Source organism: Pseudomonas hamedanensis (genome assembly GCF_014268595.2).
GTDB lineage: Bacteria > Pseudomonadota > Gammaproteobacteria > Pseudomonadales > Pseudomonadaceae > Aquipseudomonas > Aquipseudomonas hamedanensis.
The window spans coordinates 3,926,197-3,947,500 of record NZ_CP077091.1 but is presented as its reverse complement, the minus strand read 5'-3'; the positions used below and the strand labels follow the sequence as shown (position 1 = coordinate 3,947,500).

General features: G+C 58.4%; 12 protein-coding genes, 3 rRNA genes and 1 pseudogene. 7 read left to right on the top strand and 9 right to left on the bottom strand.

Features of this window, described 5'->3' with window-relative positions; all coding sequences use genetic code 11:
• Positions 1-223 precede the first annotated feature (223 nt).
• The 3 genes from HU739_RS16985 (at position 224) to rrf (HU739_RS16975) (ending at position 3,625) form a co-directional block, all read left to right on the top strand.
• Positions 224-3,117: ribosomal RNA gene (locus HU739_RS16985) — 23S ribosomal RNA — on the top strand.
• A 171-nt stretch (positions 3,118-3,288) separates the two neighbouring features.
• A 5S ribosomal RNA gene (gene rrf / locus HU739_RS16980) occupies positions 3,289-3,404 on the top strand.
• Between the two features lie 105 nt (positions 3,405-3,509).
• Positions 3,510-3,625, top strand: a 5S ribosomal RNA gene (rrf, locus tag HU739_RS16975).
• 73 nt (positions 3,626-3,698) lie between these two features.
• Here the strand turns inward: rrf (HU739_RS16975) and HU739_RS16970 are convergent.
• The 4 genes from HU739_RS16970 to HU739_RS16955 all read right to left on the bottom strand — a co-directional run bounded on the left by HU739_RS16970 (position 3,699) and on the right by HU739_RS16955 (position 9,048).
• The gene (locus tag HU739_RS16970) at positions 3,699-4,877 is read right to left on the bottom strand and encodes a PepSY-associated TM helix domain-containing protein (RefSeq protein WP_186551557.1); all 1,179 of its coding nucleotides are present in this window, start codon (positions 4,875-4,877) and stop codon (positions 3,699-3,701) included.
• Between the two features lie 77 nt (positions 4,878-4,954).
• Positions 4,955-7,459, bottom strand: a complete 2,505-nt coding sequence (locus HU739_RS16965) for a TonB-dependent siderophore receptor (protein ID WP_186551556.1) — start codon at positions 7,457-7,459, stop codon at positions 4,955-4,957.
• 87 nt (positions 7,460-7,546) lie between these two features.
• Positions 7,547-8,548, bottom strand: a complete 1,002-nt coding sequence (locus HU739_RS16960) for a FecR domain-containing protein (RefSeq protein WP_186551555.1) — start codon at positions 8,546-8,548, stop codon at positions 7,547-7,549.
• The gene (locus HU739_RS16955) at positions 8,548-9,048 is read right to left on the bottom strand and encodes a sigma-70 family RNA polymerase sigma factor (RefSeq protein WP_186551554.1); all 501 of its coding nucleotides are present in this window, start codon (positions 9,046-9,048) and stop codon (positions 8,548-8,550) included. The genes HU739_RS16960 and HU739_RS16955 overlap by 1 nt, the downstream gene beginning before the upstream one ends.
• 182 nt (positions 9,049-9,230) lie before the next feature.
• Between HU739_RS16955 and HU739_RS27075 the strand changes: the two are divergent.
• Both HU739_RS27075 and HU739_RS27070 read left to right on the top strand, forming a co-directional pair.
• A pseudogene (locus tag HU739_RS27075) lies at positions 9,231-10,385 on the top strand (HAMP domain-containing protein); the annotation flags it as partial.
• Positions 10,386-10,454: 69 nt separating this feature from the next.
• A complete protein-coding gene (locus HU739_RS27070; protein WP_370593577.1) occupies positions 10,455-11,240 on the top strand; it encodes a methyl-accepting chemotaxis protein in 786 nt (261 codons plus the stop codon).
• 151 nt (positions 11,241-11,391) lie between these two features.
• Here HU739_RS27070 and HU739_RS16945 read toward each other — a convergent pair whose 3' ends face one another.
• The 5 genes from HU739_RS16945 to HU739_RS16925 all read right to left on the bottom strand — a co-directional run bounded on the left by HU739_RS16945 (position 11,392) and on the right by HU739_RS16925 (position 18,446).
• On the bottom strand, positions 11,392-11,859 hold the full coding sequence (locus tag HU739_RS16945) for an SRPBCC family protein (protein ID WP_186551552.1): 468 nt from the start codon (positions 11,857-11,859) through the stop codon (positions 11,392-11,394).
• A 21-nt stretch (positions 11,860-11,880) separates the two neighbouring features.
• On the bottom strand, positions 11,881-15,273 hold the full coding sequence (locus tag HU739_RS16940; RefSeq protein WP_186551551.1) for an amino acid adenylation domain-containing protein: 3,393 nt from the start codon (positions 15,271-15,273) through the stop codon (positions 11,881-11,883).
• 13 nt (positions 15,274-15,286) lie between these two features.
• A complete protein-coding gene (locus HU739_RS16935) occupies positions 15,287-16,216 on the bottom strand; it encodes a diiron oxygenase (RefSeq protein ID WP_186551550.1) in 930 nt (309 codons plus the stop codon).
• Positions 16,213-16,986 carry a DUF3050 domain-containing protein gene (locus HU739_RS16930; RefSeq protein ID WP_407681932.1) on the bottom strand — a complete coding sequence of 258 codons (774 nt, stop codon included), beginning with the start codon at positions 16,984-16,986 and terminating at the stop codon, positions 16,213-16,215. Before HU739_RS16930 ends, HU739_RS16935 begins: the two co-directional genes overlap by 4 nt.
• 749 nt (positions 16,987-17,735) lie before the next feature.
• Positions 17,736-18,446, bottom strand: a complete 711-nt coding sequence (locus HU739_RS16925) for a GntR family transcriptional regulator (protein WP_186551548.1) — start codon at positions 18,444-18,446, stop codon at positions 17,736-17,738.
• A 196-nt stretch (positions 18,447-18,642) separates the two neighbouring features.
• On the opposite strand from HU739_RS16925, the gene lapG reads away from it, so the two are divergent.
• Together lapG and lapD are read left to right on the top strand one after the other, a co-directional pair.
• Positions 18,643-19,335: a cysteine protease LapG gene (gene lapG / locus HU739_RS16920; RefSeq protein WP_186551547.1), complete on the top strand. Its 693-nt coding sequence runs from the start codon at positions 18,643-18,645 to the stop codon at positions 19,333-19,335.
• Between the two features lie 14 nt (positions 19,336-19,349).
• Positions 19,350-21,296: a cyclic di-GMP receptor LapD gene (gene lapD, locus HU739_RS16915; RefSeq protein WP_186551546.1), complete on the top strand. Its 1,947-nt coding sequence runs from the start codon at positions 19,350-19,352 to the stop codon at positions 21,294-21,296.
• Positions 21,297-21,304 lie beyond the last annotated feature (8 nt).

The window sequence follows — 21,304 nt, the reverse complement described above, 5'->3', positions numbered from 1 at the left end:
TTTGAGAGTTTAGAAATGAATATTCAGCGTGAATATTGATTTCTAGTCTTTTGATTAGATCGTTCTTTAAAAATTTGGGTATGTGATAGAAAGATAGACTGAACGTTACTTTCACTGGTAACGGATCAGGCTAAGGTAAAATTTGTGAGTTCTCTTAATTGAGAAATTCGAATTTTCGGCGAATGTCGTCTTCACAGTATAACCAGATTGCTTGGGGTTATATGGTCAAGTGAAGAAGCGCATACGGTGGATGCCTTGGCAGTCAGAGGCGATGAAAGACGTGGTAGCCTGCGAAAAGCTTCGGGGAGTCGGCAAACAGACTTTGATCCGGAGATGTCTGAATGGGGGAACCCAGCCATCATAAGATGGTTATCTTGTACTGAATACATAGGTGCAAGAGGCGAACCAGGGGAACTGAAACATCTAAGTACCCTGAGGAAAAGAAATCAACCGAGATTCCCTTAGTAGTGGCGAGCGAACGGGGACTAGCCCTTAAGTGGCTTTGAGATTAGCGGAACGCTCTGGAAAGTGCGGCCATAGTGGGTGATAGCCCTGTACGCGAAAATCTCTTGGTCATGAAATCGAGTAGGACGGAGCACGAGAAACTTTGTCTGAATATGGGGGGACCATCCTCCAAGGCTAAATACTACTGACTGACCGATAGTGAACTAGTACCGTGAGGGAAAGGCGAAAAGAACCCCGGAGAGGGGAGTGAAATAGATCCTGAAACCGTATGCGTACAAGCAGTGGGAGCCCACTTTGTTGGGTGACTGCGTACCTTTTGTATAATGGGTCAGCGACTTATTTTCAGTGGCGAGCTTAACCGAATAGGGGAGGCGTAGCGAAAGCGAGTCTTAATAGGGCGTCTAGTCGCTGGGAATAGACCCGAAACCGGGCGATCTATCCATGGGCAGGTTGAAGGTTGGGTAACACTAACTGGAGGACCGAACCGACTACCGTTGAAAAGTTAGCGGATGACCTGTGGATCGGAGTGAAAGGCTAATCAAGCTCGGAGATAGCTGGTTCTCCTCGAAAGCTATTTAGGTAGCGCCTCATGTATCACTGTAGGGGGTAGAGCACTGTTTCGGCTAGGGGGTCATCCCGACTTACCAAACCGATGCAAACTCCGAATACCTACAAGTGCCGAGCATGGGAGACACACGGCGGGTGCTAACGTCCGTCGTGAAAAGGGAAACAACCCAGACCGTCAGCTAAGGTCCCAAAGTTATGGTTAAGTGGGAAACGATGTGGGAAGGCTTAGACAGCTAGGAGGTTGGCTTAGAAGCAGCCACCCTTTAAAGAAAGCGTAATAGCTCACTAGTCGAGTCGGCCTGCGCGGAAGATGTAACGGGGCTCAAACCATACACCGAAGCTACGGGTATCACCTTCGGGTGATGCGGTAGAGGAGCGTTCTGTAAGCCTGTGAAGGTGAGTTGAGAAGCTTGCTGGAGGTATCAGAAGTGCGAATGCTGACATGAGTAACGACAATGGGTGTGAAAAACACCCACGCCGAAAGACCAAGGTTTCCTGCGCAACGTTAATCGACGCAGGGTTAGTCGGTCCCTAAGGCGAGGCTGAAAAGCGTAGTCGATGGAAAACAGGTTAATATTCCTGTACTTCTGGTTATTGCGATGGAGGGACGGAGAAGGCTAGGCCAGCTTGGCGTTGGTTGTCCAAGTTTAAGGTGGTAGGCTGAGATCTTAGGTAAATCCGGGATCTTAAGGCCGAGAGCTGATGACGAGTTACCCTTTGGGTGACGAAGTGGTTGATGCCATGCTTCCAAGAAAAGCTTCTAAGCTTCAGGTAACCAGGAACCGTACCCCAAACCGACACAGGTGGTTGGGTAGAGAATACCAAGGCGCTTGAGAGAACTCGGGTGAAGGAACTAGGCAAAATGGCACCGTAACTTCGGGAGAAGGTGCGCCGGTGAGGGTGAAGGACTTGCTCCGTAAGCTCATGCCGGTCGAAGATACCAGGCCGCTGCGACTGTTTATTAAAAACACAGCACTCTGCAAACACGAAAGTGGACGTATAGGGTGTGACGCCTGCCCGGTGCCGGAAGGTTAATTGATGGGGTTAGCTAACGCGAAGCTCTTGATCGAAGCCCCGGTAAACGGCGGCCGTAACTATAACGGTCCTAAGGTAGCGAAATTCCTTGTCGGGTAAGTTCCGACCTGCACGAATGGCGTAACGATGGCGGCGCTGTCTCCACCCGAGACTCAGTGAAATTGAAATCGCTGTGAAGATGCAGTGTATCCGCGGCTAGACGGAAAGACCCCGTGAACCTTTACTATAGCTTTGCACTGGACTTTGAATTTGCTTGTGTAGGATAGGTGGGAGGCTTTGAAGCGTGGACGCCAGTTCGCGTGGAGCCATCCTTGAAATACCACCCTGGCAACTTTGAGGTTCTAACTCAGGTCCGTTATCCGGATCGAGGACAGTGTATGGTGGGTAGTTTGACTGGGGCGGTCTCCTCCTAAAGAGTAACGGAGGAGTACGAAGGTGCGCTCAGACCGGTCGGAAATCGGTCGTAGAGTATAAAGGCAAAAGCGCGCTTGACTGCGAGACAGACACGTCGAGCAGGTACGAAAGTAGGTCTTAGTGATCCGGTGGTTCTGTATGGAAGGGCCATCGCTCAACGGATAAAAGGTACTCCGGGGATAACAGGCTGATACCGCCCAAGAGTTCATATCGACGGCGGTGTTTGGCACCTCGATGTCGGCTCATCACATCCTGGGGCTGAAGCCGGTCCCAAGGGTATGGCTGTTCGCCATTTAAAGTGGTACGCGAGCTGGGTTTAGAACGTCGTGAGACAGTTCGGTCCCTATCTGCCGTGGACGTTTGAGATTTGAGAGGGGCTGCTCCTAGTACGAGAGGACCGGAGTGGACGAACCTCTGGTGTTCCGGTTGTCACGCCAGTGGCATTGCCGGGTAGCTATGTTCGGGAAAGATAACCGCTGAAAGCATCTAAGCGGGAAACTTGCCTCAAGATGAGATCTCACTGGAACCTTGAGTTCCCTGAAGGGCCGTCGAAGACTACGACGTTGATAGGTTGGGTGTGTAAGCGCTGTGAGGCGTTGAGCTAACCAATACTAATTGCCCGTGAGGCTTGACCATATAACACCCAAGCAATTTGTTTGCTTCGAGCTGAAAAGCGAAAGAGCACCAGATTGCGGTGTGTGAAGACGAAACGAACCGAAAGTTTGAATCTCACGGAAACACCGAAAGCTGTCACATACCCAATTTGCTGAAGCGCGGCCAGATGGCCACGATTCGGTACCCGAATTTCTTGACGACCATAGAGCGTTGGAACCACCTGATCCCATCCCGAACTCAGCAGTGAAACGATGCATCGCCGATGGTAGTGTGGGGTTTCCCCATGTGAGAGTAGGTCATCGTCAAGATTAAATTCCGAAACCCCAATTGCGAAAGCAGTTGGGGTTTTGTTTTAGTAGAAGTTCCTGTTTTTGCTGGCTTGTTACCGTGTTGACGGGCCAGATAAAGAATTTCTTGACGACCATAGAACATTGGAACCACCTGATCCCATCCCGAACTCAGCAGTGAAACGATGTATCGCCGATGGTAGTGTGGGGTTTCCCCATGTGAGAGTAGGTCATCGTCAAGATTGAATTCCGAAACCCCTGTCTGCGTGAGCAGTCAGGGGTTTTGTCATTTCTGGCCTGACCCAACCCACTTGTTCAAAGCGTTTTACGTATCTTGCTGATGCGCCTTGCCTGCCACTTACGCCACCAGATATAGACACCGGTACCTGACAAACCGGCAATCAGCACGCCCAGCACTGCAATCATCACTTGCCCTGTAACGCCAAAGATTCGGCCACCGTGTATCGGTAACTGCAGCCGATAAAACTGCTCGCCCCACGTTCCCTGCCCAGCGATTTCCTGTCCCAGTAATCGCCCGTCCGTGCCATGAAAGAACAACCAGGATTTGCCATGCGCCTGCGTGTCATGCTGTCCAAACCCCGCGCCGTAAAAGTTGTATTCGAAGCTGTAGTACAACTCCCCGATTGCCGCAGTCAGTCCTAACCGTTTCCCTTCTTCTAATGCCCTTTCATACGCCTGTTGATAACTTAGTTGCGTGACCCCCAGTTCGTCTGGAGGCATTCGGCCTCGCGCCTCATAGACACTCGGCTCAATGGGGGAAAACAACGACACGACCGGTTTGAACACCTGGCTTGGCAGGTTCATCGCCACACTGCTGACGGCGATCGGCAGCAGTAACAACCACAACCACAATCCCCCTGCACGATGCAGATCGAAATTAACGCGATAAGCATGTCCGCCTTTTACCTTCCAGGCGGTCGACCATTTCTTCCAGAACGGTTTACCACGTGGCAGCGTCAGCCATAACGCGACAAAACAATCGATCACCCAGGCGATGGCTACCAACCCCATCAGCAACAGCCCCCAGTTCTCGGGAAGCGTGAGGTTGTAATGAAACTCGAGGATGAAGGGGATGAAGTTCTCCCGCTGGAAACAGCATTCTCCCCAATAGCGTTGTCCTTTTTGCTCAGCGTCCACCGGATCCAGGTAAAACACTTGGTTCGGCTCGTCGAACGGCTTGCCGGTGGCCGGGTCCGTGCGTGGCACGGCCGCCAGCAACGCGGTATGTCCTGGTTCGTTCGGGTACTCCATGTACCAGACCTGCAGTGTTGGATGCGTAGTCTGCACTGCCTGGACCAAATCGCCGGGTGGCAGTCGTTGCCCCTCGGCAGACGCCGCGTAAAACTGCGGATTCAAGGCTTCATCCAGCTCATGGTTAAACGCCAGAATGCTCCCGGTGATCCCCGCCAGCAGCAGAAACACGGCGATTGCCAATCCGATATAGCGATGCAATACAACCAAAAACGCACGCATGAACATTTCCCTCACAGAGACGACAAAGCCAGCCCCCGAATATCAGGGGCTGGCTTTTTTATGCACAGGGCACAGGATTAGAACTGGTAGCTGACCGTCGCCGCGACATTGCGCTCTTCGCCCATGTAGCAGAAGTTCAGGCTGGCGCAGGACGCCACGTAGGACTCGTTGGTCAGGTTGTTTGCATTCAGGCGCAGGTCAACGCCCTTCAAGCCGACTTTGCCCAGGTCGTAACCGATCGATGCATCGAACAATGTGTAGGAGGGCACCTTCAGGGTGTTTTCTGCATCCGCCCAGCTGTAGCCGACGTAACGCACACCACCGCCCAGACGCAGGCCATCGAGCGCCGCGCTGTCGAACTTGTAGTCAGCCCACAGCGATGCCATGTGCCGCGGTGCCTGTGTCGGTGAGTTGCCTTTGTTCTCGATGACGTCGGTGGGTGTGCTCAGCGTGCTGACCATCGATTTGGAATATTCGATATCGGTGAAGGTGTAGCTGCCGAGCACCTTCAGGTTATCGGTCAGTTGTGTATGCGCTTCCAGTTCCAGGCCTTGAGAGCGGACGGCACCTACAGCGCGATAGAAGTTTTCCTGCGGCAGTTTGGTCGCCAGGTTTTCCTGATCGATGCGGAACAGCGACGCGGTAAACAGATTGTCGGTGCCTGGCGGCTGATACTTCAGGCCGACCTCCCATTGTTTACCGTCGGTAGGCGCAAGTGGGTTACCGGCACTGTCAGCGTAGGAATTCGGATTAAACGACTCGGAGTAACTGATGTACGGCGCCAGACCGTTATCGAACAGATACAGGGCACCCGCGCGGCCGGTCAGTTTGGTGCGACGGTCTTTGATTTCGGTGCCTTGCGGGCGACCTGCTTCGGCAATCCGGTTCTCATCAGAAGTTTCTACCCAGTCCTGACGCAGGCCCAGCGAGAAGCGCCACTGGTCCATCTCGATCAAGTCCTGCAAATACACACCGGTTTGCTCGAGGCGGCGCAGATAGCTGGTCTCGCCGTACATCTCGATCGCCGAGTTGCCGTACAACGGATTGAACGCATCGATCGGCGCCAATCCGCCGCTGGTCCAGTCGACCACCGTCTTGCGTCGTTGGTAATCGGCGCCCATCAGCACCGTATGCTTGGTCGCACCGGTGAAAAATTCGGCCTGGAGCATGTTGTCGACGATAAACGCATGCAGCCGCTCGTCGCCCCCGGTGTAATAACGGTTCAGCTCATTACTGGTCGGTGTGGTCCAGCCATACGCGTAGACCTGATCCATGTTTACTTTGGAGTCCAGGTAACGAAAGTTCTGTCGCGCAGTGAAGACGTCGTTGAAGCGGTGTTCGAACTGATAGCCGAACGACTGCTGATCACGTGAGTAGCCATCAACCCCCGGCTCGCCCTCAAAGAATTGCGGCGAGATGCGCTGGCCATTGCGCTGATGAATCGTGCCATCCGCCGGCACGCCACCGTGGTATCCGCCGTCCGGATCGTGCTGCAGGTACGCCTGCAGGGTCAGCGACGTGTCTTCGCTGAAATCGATGTTGACGGTCGGTGCGAGGGCGAAGCGCTTTTCCTTGTTGTGGTCAAATTGTGTGTCGGACTGATCGGTCAAACCGGTCAGACGATAGGCGATGCGCTTGTCGTCATCGACCGGACCGCTGAAGTCAAAGCCGACCCCGCGCTGGCCCTGCGTTCCAACTGTGGCTTGCACCTGATGATAAGCCTCGTACAGCGGCTTCTTGCTCGTCAGCGCCACCAGTCCGCCCGGCGAACTGCGACCATACAAAACCGACGACGGGCCTTTGAGAATGTCGACGCGCTCGAGAAAATACGGATCGACCTGCATGGTGCTGTAAGTGCCGCTATCGCCCATCGACTTGAGGCCGTCGAGATAGAGGTTATCCACAGAACCGTCGTTGAAGCCGCGCATCGCGACGTAGTCGTAACGGTGGGTGGCACCGTAGGGATTGGTCAACACGCCAGGGGTGTAACGCATCGCCTGGGAAACCGTCTGCGAACCTTGATCGTCCATTTGCTCGCGAGTCACCACGGACACGCTTTGCGACGTTTCCCGCAATGCCGTACTGGTTTTCGTGGCGATCTGGCTGTGCGTGGCGTTGTAGCCATCCATGCTGCCCAGCGCGTTACCGAGGGCGAAGCCCTTGATGTCGGTGGTCGGCAAGGCCAGCGCTTCGGTTTCCGCGACCGGGCGCAGAATGTAACTGCTGCCGTCCTGGCTGACCGCTTGCAAACCGGAACCGCCGAGCAAATGGCTCAACGCCTGTTCCGTCGAGTAGTCACCCTGAACGCCCGGCGACTGCCGCCCTTGGGTCTGTTGCGGGGTCATCGACAGGGTGATGCCGGCTTGCCGGGCAAACTGATTCAATGCGTCACCCAGCGCTCCGGCAGGGATGTCGTAGCGATGGCTGACTTCACTGTCAGTCAGCCCGGCCGCCAGGCTCAGGCTCGGCAACACCCCGGCGCCCAGAGCGGTAGAGAACAGCGCCGCCCGGATGGCGTGGCGTAATAAACCCGATTCAACCGGGAATTTCAGAGAATGCTTACAGGTAGCGCGGACAGTCATTGTAGGTTTCCGTAGGAAGTCGCGAAGGCTGAGTGGAACTGCTTACTGACTAAGCCGGACTCGTTGCGAAAACCCGCCAAAAAATATTCAGGCCAGCGATTCCAGCGTCACCCACCAGCGGGTGCGATAGCGCAACTGGACCGGCAGGGTCTGCGGCAGCACGGCCAGCAGCCTGTCGGTATCCTCCAGGCGAAACACGCCAGACAGTTGCAGATCAGCCACTTCAGAGGCGCACGTCAGAAAACCCTGGCGATAACGCCCGACCTCAGCGAGGAAGTCGCGCAGGCGCATATTGCGTGTGACGATCAAGCCGTCGACCCAGGCGCCGGCATCCATGGGCAGCGTCGGAGCCGGCCTTATCTGATGGCGGTCAATCAGATAGCTCTGCCCGGCAAGTGCTTCCACCGATGCTCCGCCGGTATGGATGGCGACCCTTCCACGGGTGACGCTGAGCCGTGTGCAATCATTGTCCTGACGCAGAATGAAGCGCGCATCAAGCGGTTCATAACGGCCGTGGCGGTTTTCGATGCGCAGCGGCCGATCGAACGGTGCGCCTTCATCGGCGCCGCCACAACTGACGATGATTTCGCCGCGAGTCAACTTGATCAGGCGTTGTTGCGCCGTGTAATCAAGATCCACGGCGCTGGCGGTATTGAGTTCCAGGCGCGTGCCATCGGGCAACTGAAAGCCGCGACGCTCGCCGGTTGTTGTGGCGTAATCGGCGCGCCATTGCTGCCACACCGCAGTGTCCTTGGCCAGCCACGCCGCTGAACCCATCACCAGCACGCCCGACAGCAGCTTCAACGCCTGGCGGCGGCCCAGCCCCTGTGCGCTGTTTTCCAGTGTGTTGAAGGCCACTTGCGCACCGGGTACGGCACGCAGGTTGTTGCTCAGCTCGGCTTGCAGCGACTGCACCCGTTGCCAGGCCAATTCGTGTTCAACCTGTTCGGCGCGCCATTGTTCGCATTGGCGCTGGAGGCGTGGGTTGCCGTGGTTATTACGCAGGCGCAGCAACCAGTGAATGGCCTGCTGGACCACTTTCTGCTGCGGCTCGGCGCGCCGGCCCAATGACAAGTTATCCACAGGCATCAGCTCTCATACCGCAGCACGTAACAGTGATAGAGGGCATCGGCGATGTAGCGCTCCACCGAGCGCAACGACAGACCCATCTGCTCGGCGATCTGCTTATGGGTCAAGCCTTCGCACTGCGCCAACAGAAAAGCCTGACGCACTTTCGGCTTCAGTCCTTCAAGCATGCGCGCGATGCTTTCGAGCAACTCGATCACCAGCGCTCGGGCTTCGGCACCGGGCGCCTGTGCTTCGGGCAAATGGGCGATGCTTTCCAGGTAGGCGCGTTCGATTTCCTCGCGGCGCCAGTGATCAATCACCAACCCGCAGGCAATGGTGCGCAGGAAGGCGCGGGGCGCCTTGAGTTCGAGGCGTTCGGTGCGTTGCAGCAGGCGCACAAACGTATCCTGGGCCAGATCCGCTGCGTCCGCCGCGTTGCCCAGCCGTGCGCGCAGCCAAGCGTTGAGCCAGCCGTGATGACTACTGTAAAGCGTCTGTACTGCGAACTCAGGAGAGGACATTTACGCAACAGCCCGAACGTCACAAATGATAATTAGTCGCATTGTCATCAAGGGTTACAGATTTTGCAACTGTCGCTCAACCAACACCCAGAAAAATTTCCTCGCAGGCGCTCTGGCACGCCGTTCGGCGGGAATCATGCGTAAACCTCATCCATTTCCTACGCCGCCCTAAGATTTCTTCCATGCGTGCCGACAGACTGGTGAGACATGCGTGCACCAAAGTAGAGCGGCCAGAAGAACGCTGCCTGCGCTGTACATGGAATGTTGCATCCGGAACGCATCCCCACTTTTGGCATAAGAAGTCCCATGAAATGAATCTCAAGTTCAGCCATAAAATCCTGTTGGCCGCCTCGGGCGTCGTGGTCTTGGCGTTCGCGCTGTTCACGCTCTACAACGACTACCTGCAGCGAAACACCATTCGCCAGAACCTCCAGTCTTCTGTGCAGCAGGCCGGTGACCTGACCGCCAGCAGTGTGCAGAACTGGATGAGCGGAAGAATCCTGGTGCTGGAAAACCTCGCGCAAAACGTGGCCCATCAAGGCAAGAGCGCCGATCTTCCGGGACTGGTCGATCAACCAGCCTTCACTTCGAACTTCCAATTCACTTACGTCGGTCAGGCCAACGGTGTCTTTACCCAGCGCCCTGACGCGAAGATGCCCGACGGTTACGACCCGCGTCAGCGCCCTTGGTACAAACAAGCGGTCGCCGCCGACAAGACCATGCTGACCCCGCCGTACATGGCGGCCGTCGGCGGTCTGGTGGTGACCATCGCCATGCCGGTGAAGAAGAACGGCGAGCTGCTGGGCGTCGTCGGCGGTGACCTGAGCCTGGAAACCCTGGTGAAAATCATCAACTCGGTGGACTTCGGTGGCCTTGGCCATGCGTTTCTGGTCAGCGCTGACGGTCAGGTGATCGTCAGCCCGGACAAAGACCAGGTGATGAAGAACCTCAAGGACATCTACCCGAACACCAGCGTGCGCATCGAAAAAGGCAATCAGAACGTAGTGCTCAATGGCCAGGAGCGGATTCTGTCGTTTACCCCGGTCAGCGACCTGCCAAATGCGCAGTGGTACATCGGTCTGTCGATCGATCACGACAAGGCCTACGCCGCACTCAGCCAATTCCGCACCTCGGCATTGATCGCGATGTTTGTCGCGGTGGCGGCGATTGCGCTGTTGCTGAGCCTGTTGATCAACGTGTTGATGCGTCCGTTGACCACCATGGGCCGCGCGATGCAAGACATCGCCCAAGGTGAAGGCGACCTGACCCGTCGCCTGGTGGTCGAGAGCAAAGACGAGTTCGGCGAACTGGGCAGCGCATTCAACCAGTTCGTTGAGCGGATTCACGCGTCGATTTCCGAAGTGTCATCGGCGACCCGTCACGTTCACGATCTGTCGCAACGGGTGATGGCGTCGTCCAACGCCTCGATTGTCGGCTCCGATGAACAGAGCGCACGCACCAATAGCGTCGCGGCGGCGATCAATCAGCTGGGCGCCGCCACTCAGGAAATCGCCCGCAACGCCGCCGATGCTTCGCAGCATGCCAGCGGCGCCAGCGAGCAGGCCGATGATGGCCGCCAAGTGGTGGAACAAACCATTCAGGCGATGACCGAGTTGTCGCAAAAGATCAGCCTGTCGTGCACTCAGATCGAAACCCTGAACGCCAGCACCGACAACATCGGCCACATCCTCGATGTGATCAAAGGGATCTCGCAGCAAACCAACCTGCTGGCGCTCAATGCCGCTATCGAAGCGGCGCGGGCCGGTGAAGCTGGGCGCGGTTTTGCCGTGGTTGCGGATGAGGTGCGCAACCTCGCCCATCGCACCCAGGAGTCGGCGGAAGAAATCCACAAGATGATCACTTCCCTGCAAGTGGGTTCGCGTGAAGCGGTGAGCACGATGAACGCCAGTCAGGCGTCCAGCGAACAAAGCGTTGAAGTGGCCAATCAGGCCGGCTTGCGCCTGGTCAGTGTGACCCAGCGCATCGGTGAGATCGATGGCATGAACCAGTCGGTGGCCGCTGCAACCGAGGAGCAGACCGCGGTGGTGGAAACGCTCAACGTCGACGTCAACCAGATCAACCTGTTGAACCAGCAGAGCGTCGCCAACCTCAACGAGACGTTGAAAGATTGCGATGCGTTGTCGCAGCAGGCCAACCGGTTGAAGCAGTTGGTCGACAGTTTCAAGATTTGATGGCGGTCCGTTAGATCGCGTTACCGTTCTTCGCGAGCAGGCTCACTCCCACAGGATTTTTGGTTGAACACAACATGTGTGAACACCCAATACGCTGTGGGAGCGAGCCTGCTCGCGAAAGCGGTGGTTCATTCACCGCCAATCCAAAGCCTTAAACAAACAGCTTCAAGACATTCCCCATCGCCTCATCAGCAAACCCCTGCACAAAATCCTTGAACCCCGGCAACGCTTCTTCACCTCCCGAAGCCGGCTCGGCAATGATCGTCCAGGTCGCCCGCGATTCGCCTTCGGCCAGCGATTCCACCTGCATCGCCGCCCACAGATTCGCCACCCCCAAGGTGTTATAGATCGTTGTCCAAGTCATGTTCAGCGCTTGGTCATCGCGTGAATTGAGCTGTTCGACGACGATGTTGCCGTCCTTGAAATGCTTCTTGCGCAGCGAAGACACGCCCTCGCCGGTCATCTCGATGTGCGACAGCGCCGGTATGAAACGGTCGAAACCGGCAAAATTGCCGACCACCGCCCAGACCTGCGCGGCGTCCGCCGGTATCTCCACTGAAGACACGACGTGGCAGCCGTGCGGGTTTTTAATCAGGGTATCCGGTTGCAGTTTGCTCATGGTGTTGCTCCTTTTTATGCACTAGATGAAATCGATCTGTTTCAGGTAATCGCAGCCGCGGCGTAACAGCGCCGGGGATTTGTGCGGGTAGTGCGCGCCCATCTGCCGCACGCCGGCGGCGGCGTTGGCGTGGCCGATCAGCGAGATATCGCCGATGTCTTCTTCGAAGCCGTTGAGGTAAAAACCGAGCACGCCGAACAGTGCGTTGTCGGCATCGACCCGGCTCAGTTGCTGCTGCCAGTCGGCGACGCTGACCAGCGAAAACTCGCGGCCGGTTTCCCGAAACGAAGCGACATAGGCGTCCCAGCTCAGCGGCTCGGGGTTGTGCAGGTTGAACACCGCGCGCTCGGGCGAATAGCGGCTGGCATGGAAGGCGATGAAGCGGGCGAGAAAGTCCACCGGCATCAAGTCGAAATTCAGCGCGAGGGCCGGCACCTGTCCGAGCTGGATCGAGCCTTTGAGCATCAACATCAGGCGGTTTTTGTGCGGCTGGCAGACACCGCTCAGGCTGTTGAAACTGATGTTGCCGGGGCGATACAGATTGACCCGCACGCCACGCTCGCGCGCCCGCTCGAGGAGGCGTTCGCCGACCCATTTGGACAGGTTGTAGCCGTTGCGAATGTAGATCGGCGGCGTCGCTGCGGCGGGCAGCTCCAACACTCGACCGGCCTCATCCACGGTGCTGGAGGCGGACAGCGTCGAGACAAAATTGAAGACCTTTTTGCACTGCCCTTCGCATAGCCTCAGGAGCGCGAAGATCGGCTCGACGTTGTCCGCCGCCAACGACTCGTAGTCGAGCACGTGATTGACGTTGGCGGCGTTGTGCACCAGCGCGCCGAACTCGCGATCCAGCCGCTGATAATCGTCATCGCCCAGGCCCAGCTGCGCGTGAGTCAGATCCGCCGCATAGACGCGCACCCGGCGCAGATCCAGGTGCTCGAGACGGTTCTCGCGCAGTGCTTGAGCAAAGCGCTGCGCTGCCGTTTGCCCACCGCCGTCGCGCACCAGGCAAGCCACCTCGCTGGCCCCCCAGCCGAGCAGTGCTTCAACGATGTGTACGCCGACAAAGCTGTTGGCACCGGTGACGATCACTTTGTGCACATCACCCATGCGGTTGATCGGCAGCGGCTCGATATCCAGCGTACGTTCGGCGTCGGCCATGGCCTGTTCGCTGAGCACGGCGCGATCATCGGTGCCGCGCACCAGCGTTGCCAGTTTGCGGATTGTCGGCAGTTCGATGAAGCGGTTGATCGAGATGCTGCGCCCGAACTCCTCACGCAGGCGCAGCAGCAGCCGCGACAGCAGAATCGAATGGCCGCCAAGATTGAAGAAGCTTTCGTCGGTGGAAATATCGTGGCCAGGCAGCTCCAGCAACTCCGCCCAGATTGCCAGCAGCAGCGCTTCGTCGGCATTCGCCGGCAGGCTTTTCGCTGCGCCCTCCTGTACGGTCACCGGCATTGCCAACAGCGCTTTGCGGTCGACTTTGCCGTTGCTGGCGAACGGCATGCCCGGCAGTTCGGTCCACGCTGTCGGGTGCATGTAGTCCGGTAAAAATTGCCGGGCATGCGCTTGCAGCGCCTCGCGGGCATCGTCCGACTGCGGCTGGGCGAGGAACGCCAGGATGCGCCGCTGACTGTCGATCACCACGGCAATCTGACGATACAACCGACTGTCCCGCAGGCAACGCTCGATCTCTTCCGGCTCGACGCGAAAACCACGAATTTTCACTTGGTTGTCACGTCGTCCGCACAACTCGATGCCGTGCTCGCCCCACTTGGCCATGTCGCCGCTGCGGTAGGCGCGCAAGGTCGCGCCTCCCGGCAAGGCCAGGGTCAGATAGCGTGCGGCGGTCTGCTGCGGATTGTTCAGGTAACCGAGGCAGACACCGGGGCCGACGATGAACAGTTCACCCACGGTTTGTTCGGGTACCGGTTGCAGATCGTCGTCGAGAATCAGCACCTGACTGTTGGCGATCGGCGCGCCGAGGCTGCGATTGCTGTCGCTGTTTTCGAGTCGCCGGGCGGTAATCAGTACCGTGGCCTCGGTCGGGCCATAGAGGTTATGCAACGTGCCCTGCCGGGTCAGTTGCTCGATGACGAAAGGCTCGCAGACATCGCCGCCGGTCATCACCTGCACACCTTGCAGGTGTTCCAGCGGCAGGATGCTCAACAGCGCCGGGGGCAGGAACGCATGGGTCAGTTGCCGTCGGCGGATCAGCGCAACCAGTTGCAGCGGATCGCGCCGCTGCGTGTCGTCGGGCACTACCAGTTCGGCGCCGGCGATCAGCGTCGGGAAGATGTCGATCAGCGACGAGTCGAAGCTCAGCGAAGAGAACTGCAATACCCGGCTTTCGCTGCTCAGTTGCACATAGTCGGCGTACCACGCGGTGAAGTGCGCGAGGTTGGCCTGGCTGAGCAGCACCCCTTTCGGATGCCCGGTGGTGCCCGAGGTGTAAAGCGCCATGCACGGCGCATCGAGGGCGGGACGTCTTTGCAGCAAGGGTTGGCTGAGATCGGCAGCCGCTGCATGGATGCCGCTGATATCCAGCGCCGACATCGTGCCCCCCAGCGCCTGCTCGCCATCGTGGAGCAGCAGCACCGCTGCGGCGTTCTGCACAATGTATTGCTGACGCGGCAATGGATGGCTCGGCTCCAGCGGCAAATACACCGCACCGCTGCCGAGAATCGCCAGAATCGCGGCGTACAGCGCCGGACTTTTCGGCAGGCAGACGGCAATTACCCACGGTTGCGGGTGGCGCTCAAGCAATGGCTGTAGTCGTTGTTGAATCGCCAGGCTGTGGGCCTGCAACTGGCGGTAGCTGATCGACTGCCCGTCCAGATGCAGAGCGGGCCGCCCGGCATGCTCGATCAGGCTCTGTTGCAGGCGTTCGATCACCGAGACCTGCGCCTGTTTCAGCAACGCTGCGTTGGCCGTGTCGTTGAAGCGATGGACGTACGCCAGGCTGTCGAGAAACAGCAGATCTTCCATGCGCTCGAAATCCGGCGCGGTCAGCGCAGGGGCGTGGCGAAGCGCGTCGGGGTCGCGGGAAAAGCGGCTGACCAGCAACGTCACTTCGTCCACTACCTGCGCCAGTACCCGTTGGCGCAACGCCTGACCGTTGCCGGACGGCTCATCGGCCATCGGCACGCGGCTGATCAGCGACGAGCCAAGAAAACACAGCAAGTCGAGTGACGGCAGACCACCGCTGCTCCGGGCGGCGACGCCCAATCGCAAATGTAGATGCGGGATCGCGCAGCCATCGCCGGCGGCAATAAAACCATCGTCAATGATCAGGTCCACCGCCGATGGCGCCGCAGCGCTGCGGCGTATTGAATGACCGTGTTGTTGCAGTTCTTGCGCCAGGTCGGTCATGGCCTGGCTGGTGCCTGTCAGCACAATGTCGAGACGTTTCATGTCGGCTTCCTTGTCAAACCAGATAGTCGCGCAGGGCGTGCTGCACGCAGGGGCTGTCGAGCAGCGAACTGTTGTGGAAGAACTTGACGATGTTGCCCACCAACGGGTGGTGGCGGTTGATCGGGAAGGCCAGCCCGGCGATTTCCTCGCGCAGCGATCGGCGCGTGGCATCGCTGACCGGCAGCGCGTCTATCAGGCGCAGGTCGAAGGCCTTCTGAATGTCGTGGGTCAGGTAGTGGCCGATGAATACCGGCAGGATCTGCGCGATGGTGTTGCGGTCCGCGTCGCTCGCGGTGTGCCAATAGATGCGCACCATGCGTGCCCAGAAACTGGAATGGCGGCCCTCGTCGAGCAAGTGGTCGGCCATCAGCCCCTTGATTGATGGCTTCACCGTGTCGTCGCGGGCGAACGCGGCGACATCGCCGGTCACGGTGTTTTCGGCGATGGCCACACAGATCAGTTCCACCGCGCCGCGCAGGTGCTCCGGCGCGAGCGCCACGGCGGCGGGAATCGCCCGGCTCAGCTCGATTTCGTCCGGCAACCGGATGGGCTCGATGCCGGTCAGCGCCACCGTCTGCTGCATGAAATCCATGGCCACCAGCGCGTGGTAATCCTCATCGACCACCACGGTCATGGCGTCATAGCGGCAAGCGAGCGGGAACGGCACGTCGAAGCGATTCTTGGCGATGCTGCGCGCGGTCTTGTCGACGATTTCAGTCTCGAAAATCACCACGTCGTTGATGAATTTGTACAGCGTCTGCACCAGGGCGAAATCACGTAGTTGCGGGCATTCGCGCAGGAACGTTTCGCTGAGCACCAATGGCTGGCGGCTGAGCGGATAAATCAGCCGCTGATCATCTTCCAGTACCCGCCGCGGACGTGTGCGGATGGTGGCGCGGCTCTCCCAGACATCGGCAAACGATTGATAGTCGGCAGGGTTCATCGGGCCACCTCCGCCAGTGGCGCGCCCATGCTCAGGCGCAGGCCGTCCCATAAAGCGATGCGGCTTTCAACGGCGGCGATGGCACTGGCGTAGACCTCGGCTTGTCGTTGCGGATCACCCGCGATCAGCCGCGCCAGCAGTTGCTCTGCCGCCGGGCCGTGGTCTTCGGAGTCGACCTCGATGTGCCGTTGCAGGTAGTAACGGAAGGTCGGTGCTTGTTCGATGCCGATGCCCCAATCATCGAGAATGCGCTGAAACATCGTCGGGATCACGCTTTCGCGGCCGTGCAGAAACGCGGCGGCAACGCTATGCCCCGGTGCCTGCAGGGCAGTGCGCAAGGTATCGCGGACAAACTGCGCAGCCGCCGGCTCAACCTCGACGCTTTGCAACGCCACGTCGTAGCTCACGCCTTCCTCTTGCAGCGCCACGAAGCGTTCCACTGCCGTGGTGCTGGCGCCGATTTCGCGCATCGCATCCAGATACAGTTCGAAGTGGCTGTAGTGCCCTTCGGCCAGGCGATCGTCCGATTCTTCACCAAGGACGATCTCGTTGATCAGTCGGGCGGCGTGGGGATCGCGCGGTGGCAGCCAGGGCAAACGGGTACAGGTCAGTTCCTGTTGCAGGCGTTTGGTCAGCGACATGAAATCCCATACGGCAAATACGTGGGTCTCCATGAATCGACGCAATACCGACAATGAAGTGATCTCGGAAAAGATCGGATGAACGCTAAGTTCAGCTTTCTTCAGGGCGAGTTGGTGCTTGAGGGGCATCATGATGTCCTTTATCAGTGATATGAAGTGGAAAAGCTTTATCAACTACGCAATCAGCGGAACAACAATTTGTTTATGTTCAAACGCCTAAGTTAAAAATGCCGAGGCATTGTTCAAGTGCGGTCATGCACATCTGTCAGGCTGAAGCGGTCGGCTGGTGTGGGCCTTGAGTCTGGCGCATCAGCGAGGCGATTTACCGAGGGTGAACGTTGAAGTTCAAACTTGGCGAGGAAAAATTAATACAGGCTCAAACTATTTAACAAGTTTATTTTCAATTATTTTTAGTTTGCGGTTTTCCAAGTATGAGTTGCGCCGATAAAACTATTGGTTGAAGTTTTATTTGGGCGTAGTTACTCCTTTCGGCAAATAACGGCCAAAATGGGACAAACAGAGTGAATGCCTCACTCGAAGCAACTTTCAACTGAAGAGAATTGATTGATTAAAGGGGGCGGAGGTTGGCCGTGATTGGCGCCAGAACGTCCTTTTTCCCGTGACAAGGCTCCTTCCGTAGGTTCCTGGTGCGGGGACTGCGCCGGCGGTGCGGGGCGTCGCCCGTTCTGTATTGGGTTGGCGCCTAAAGAGTGCGGGTAAATGGTGGCCACGGCTATGCCCGTTTCATTCACTCGGGGCCGGGAAACCGGGCTGATGGGGGCAAAACGGTCGGAGCGGGCAGGCGCATCCACCACCTGGCGGGGTGGCGGACAGAGCAGGGGATTTGTAAGCAGTTAATTCGAGGGGAGGGGAGCCGTTCAGGGTTTGGCTTGGCGGCTTTGACCGGCAGGGCTGTCGAGGTAGCGAGTAATGACTTCCACACCGCGATTGAGATGCTGGACCAATAGCGTCACCGAACCTTCTACGTCACCCTCGATGGTCGCTTGCAGCATCGCCCGGTGGTCGTCCTGGGAGATTTTGCCCAGACCCATGGCTTCGAGATTAAAGCGCAGGAAACGCTCCTCCTCGTTGAGGCCGTCTTCGACCAGGCGCAACAGGCGCCGGTTGGCCGCTTTGCTGTACAGGGTCATGTGGAACAAGCGATTGAGCCGACCGATTTCGCTGTAGTCGTGTTGATTTTCCAGCTCTTCGATCAGCGCGGCCGCGCGGTCATGGTCGGCGGGGGTCAGCAAAGGCACCGATTGGCGCAGTGCTTCGGATTCGAGCAGGATGCGCAATTGGTAGGTCTGCGTCGCGTCTTCTTGAATCAACGGTGCGACCACGGCACCTTTGTGTGTGGTTACGCTGAGCAGCGCCTGGGCTTCGAGCTGGCGCAAGGCTTCGCGCACCGGCATGCGGCTGACCCCGAACAGATCGGCCAGGTCCTGCTGGCGCAGGGCAGTGCCACAGGGCAAACGGCCATCGAGAATGGCCGTGCGCAGGGTTTCCTCGATGGTCGAACGGGCCAGGTGTGCGGGGATCGGCCCATCGACTTTAATGCTGTGCAGTGGTTTGGGCTTCTGAGTCACGACTACGCACCCTGTATGTCGACTGAATTTGGATCCAAATGACACTAGTGATTGCTTTACAGGTTGTCAAACCGTGTAGAAGAACGCGTCCTGTGTTGAGTTTAGCGCGTTACCGATGATCTCACGGTGCCATTGTTTTTTCGCAGACTAAGCTTCACCATCAAACGCTTTCCTCCCTGCCCTCTGGAAACTTGCTGTGGCGGTACGTTTCGCAATCCCCCGGACGTTGCGCTGGCTTGGCTGCGCACTGCTGCTGGCCGGCGTCATGCTGGGCGGCCTGCATGCCGATTGGGATTTTTCCGCGATCAGCCGCAAGGCCACGGCCATCTATGGGCCGCTGGGCGCCGGGCAGCAGCGCATCGATGCCTGGCAAAACCTGTTGGCGACGCAGAAACAGGTCAGCGAGCTGGACAAGCTCAACGTGGTGAACCGGTTTTTCAACCAACAGGTGCGCTACGTCGAAGACATCGATCTGTGGCGTGAGGTCGATTATTGGGAAACCCCGATCCAGGCGTTGTGGAAGGGCGCCGGCGACTGCGAGGATTATGCGATCGCCAAGTATTTCAGCCTGCGCCACCTCGGGGTCTCCAGTGACAAGCTGCGCATTACCTACGTCAAGGCCCTGCGCCAGAACCGCGCGCACATGGTACTCACTTACTATGCCACCCCCGACGCCATGCCGCTGGTACTCGACAGCCTGATCGACCCGATCCAGCCGGCATCGCAGCGAACCGATTTGCTGCCGGTCTACTCTTTCAATGCTGAAGGTCTGTATCTGCCGGGGGCCAAGGGCAACAAAAAGGTCGGTGACACCAAACGCCTGTCGCGCTGGCAGGATGTGCTGAAAAAAATGCAGGCCGAAGGTTTTCCGGTCGAGACGACTAACTAGGAGCACGCGCTCAGATGTCTTTGTTCAAACAGCTGTTGATCGCTATCTGTCTGTTCCTGGTGGTTGCCTTCACCGGCAGCTTCATGGTCAGTCTGGAGAGCTCGCGCACCCAGTACGTCAATCAGTTGCGCTCCCATGCCCAGGACGCCGCGACGGCGCTGGCCTTGTCGCTGACGCCGAACATTGACGATCCGGCGATGGTCGAGTTGCTGGTCAGCTCGATTTTCGACAGTGGCTATTACGCGAGCATTCGCGTGGTCGATGTGAAAACCGAGAAAACCATCGTCGAGCGAACCGGCATCCCGGCGGTGAGCAACGTGCCGGACTGGTTCGTCAACCTGATCGGTCTGGAACCGGCCGGTGGCGATGCGCTGGTCAGCCGAGGCTGGGAGCAAGCGGCGCGGGTCGAGGTGGTCAGCCATCCGATGTTCGCCGTGGCCAAACTCTGGCAGAGCGCGCTGGGCAGTCTCGGCTGGCTGCTGCTCTGCGGTGCGGTGAGTGCGGTGCTGGGGGCGTTGCTGCTGCGCCGACAACTGAAGCCGCTCGATTACATGGTCAAGCAGTCCCACGCCATCGCCCGTCGCGAGTTTCTCAGCCTGCCGGACCTGCCGCGAACCCCGGAATTGCGGCGCGTGGTGCAAGCAATGAATCAGATGGTCGAGAAGCTCAAGGCACTGTTTCAGGAGCAGGCTGAGCGCAGCGAAAAACTGCGTGCCGAGTCCTATCAGGACAACCTCACCGGGCTGGCCAACCGGCGTTATTTCGAGATGCAACTGAACGACCGGGTGAGCAATCCGGAGCAGACCAGTTCCGGTTATTTGCTGCTGTTGCGGGTGAAAGACCTGGCCGGGCTGAACCAGCGTCTCGGCGGCCAGCGCACCGATCAATTGCTGCAAGCGGTCGGCGAGCAATTGTCCCGCGAGTGCGCCAAGTACCCGGAAACCCAGAATCTCGTCACCCGTATCCGCGGCGGTGAGTTTGCCGTGCTGGCGCCGGGGCTGGTGCGCGAGGAAGCGCTGCAACTGGCGCAGAACCTCGACAGTGCCCTCAGCAGCCTGCATGCCACGGGCGCGACCGATGTGCCGGCGGTGGCGTCGATTGGTCTGGCGCCGTTCGCCCACGGCGATTCGCCGCAGCAGGTACTGACCCTCGGTGATCAGGCGCTGGCGCAGGCCGAAGGACAGGGTGAGCAGAACTGGGCCTGTATCGAGCAGAGCCTGAGCGCAGACGTCGGCGACGATCATCACGCCTGGCATCGCTTGCTTGACCAGGCCTTGAGTCAGCAGCGTTTCGAGTTGTATTTCCAGCCAGTGGTGTCCGCCCAGGACTCGCAACTGGTGCTGCATTACAAAGTGCTGTCGCGTCTGCTCGACGAGCAGGGCCAGACCATCCCCGCCGGGCGCTTCCTGCCCTGGCTGGAGCGCTTTGGCTGGACGGCACGACTGGACCGCCTGATGCTCGAACGCGTGCTCGAGCAGATGAAAACCCACGAAGATGCGCTGGCATTGAACCTGTCTTCCGCGACCCTGGCCGATCCCCAGGCGCTGAACAAAGTCTTCGACATCCTGCGCGCGCATTCCAATCTCGGCGCGCGCCTGACCCTGGAGATCGGTGAAGAGCAGTTGCCGGAACAAGCGGTGCTGGAGCAATTGACCCGACGCCTGCGCGAGTTGGGTTTTTCGCTGAGCCTGCAACGCTTCGGCGGGCGGTTCAGCATGATCGGCAACCTGGCGCGGCTGGGGCTGGCGTACTTGAAAATCGATGGCAGCTACATTCGTGCGATCGATCAGGAAAGCGACAAGCGCCTGTTCATCGAAGCGATTCAGCGCGCGGCGCACAGCATCGACCTGCCGTTGATTGCCGAGCGGGTCGAGACTGAAGGGGAATTGTCGGTGATTCGCGAAATGGGTCTGTACGGGGTTCAGGGGCAGTTGCTGGGTGAACCCAAACCTTGGCGGTGAGCGGTTGA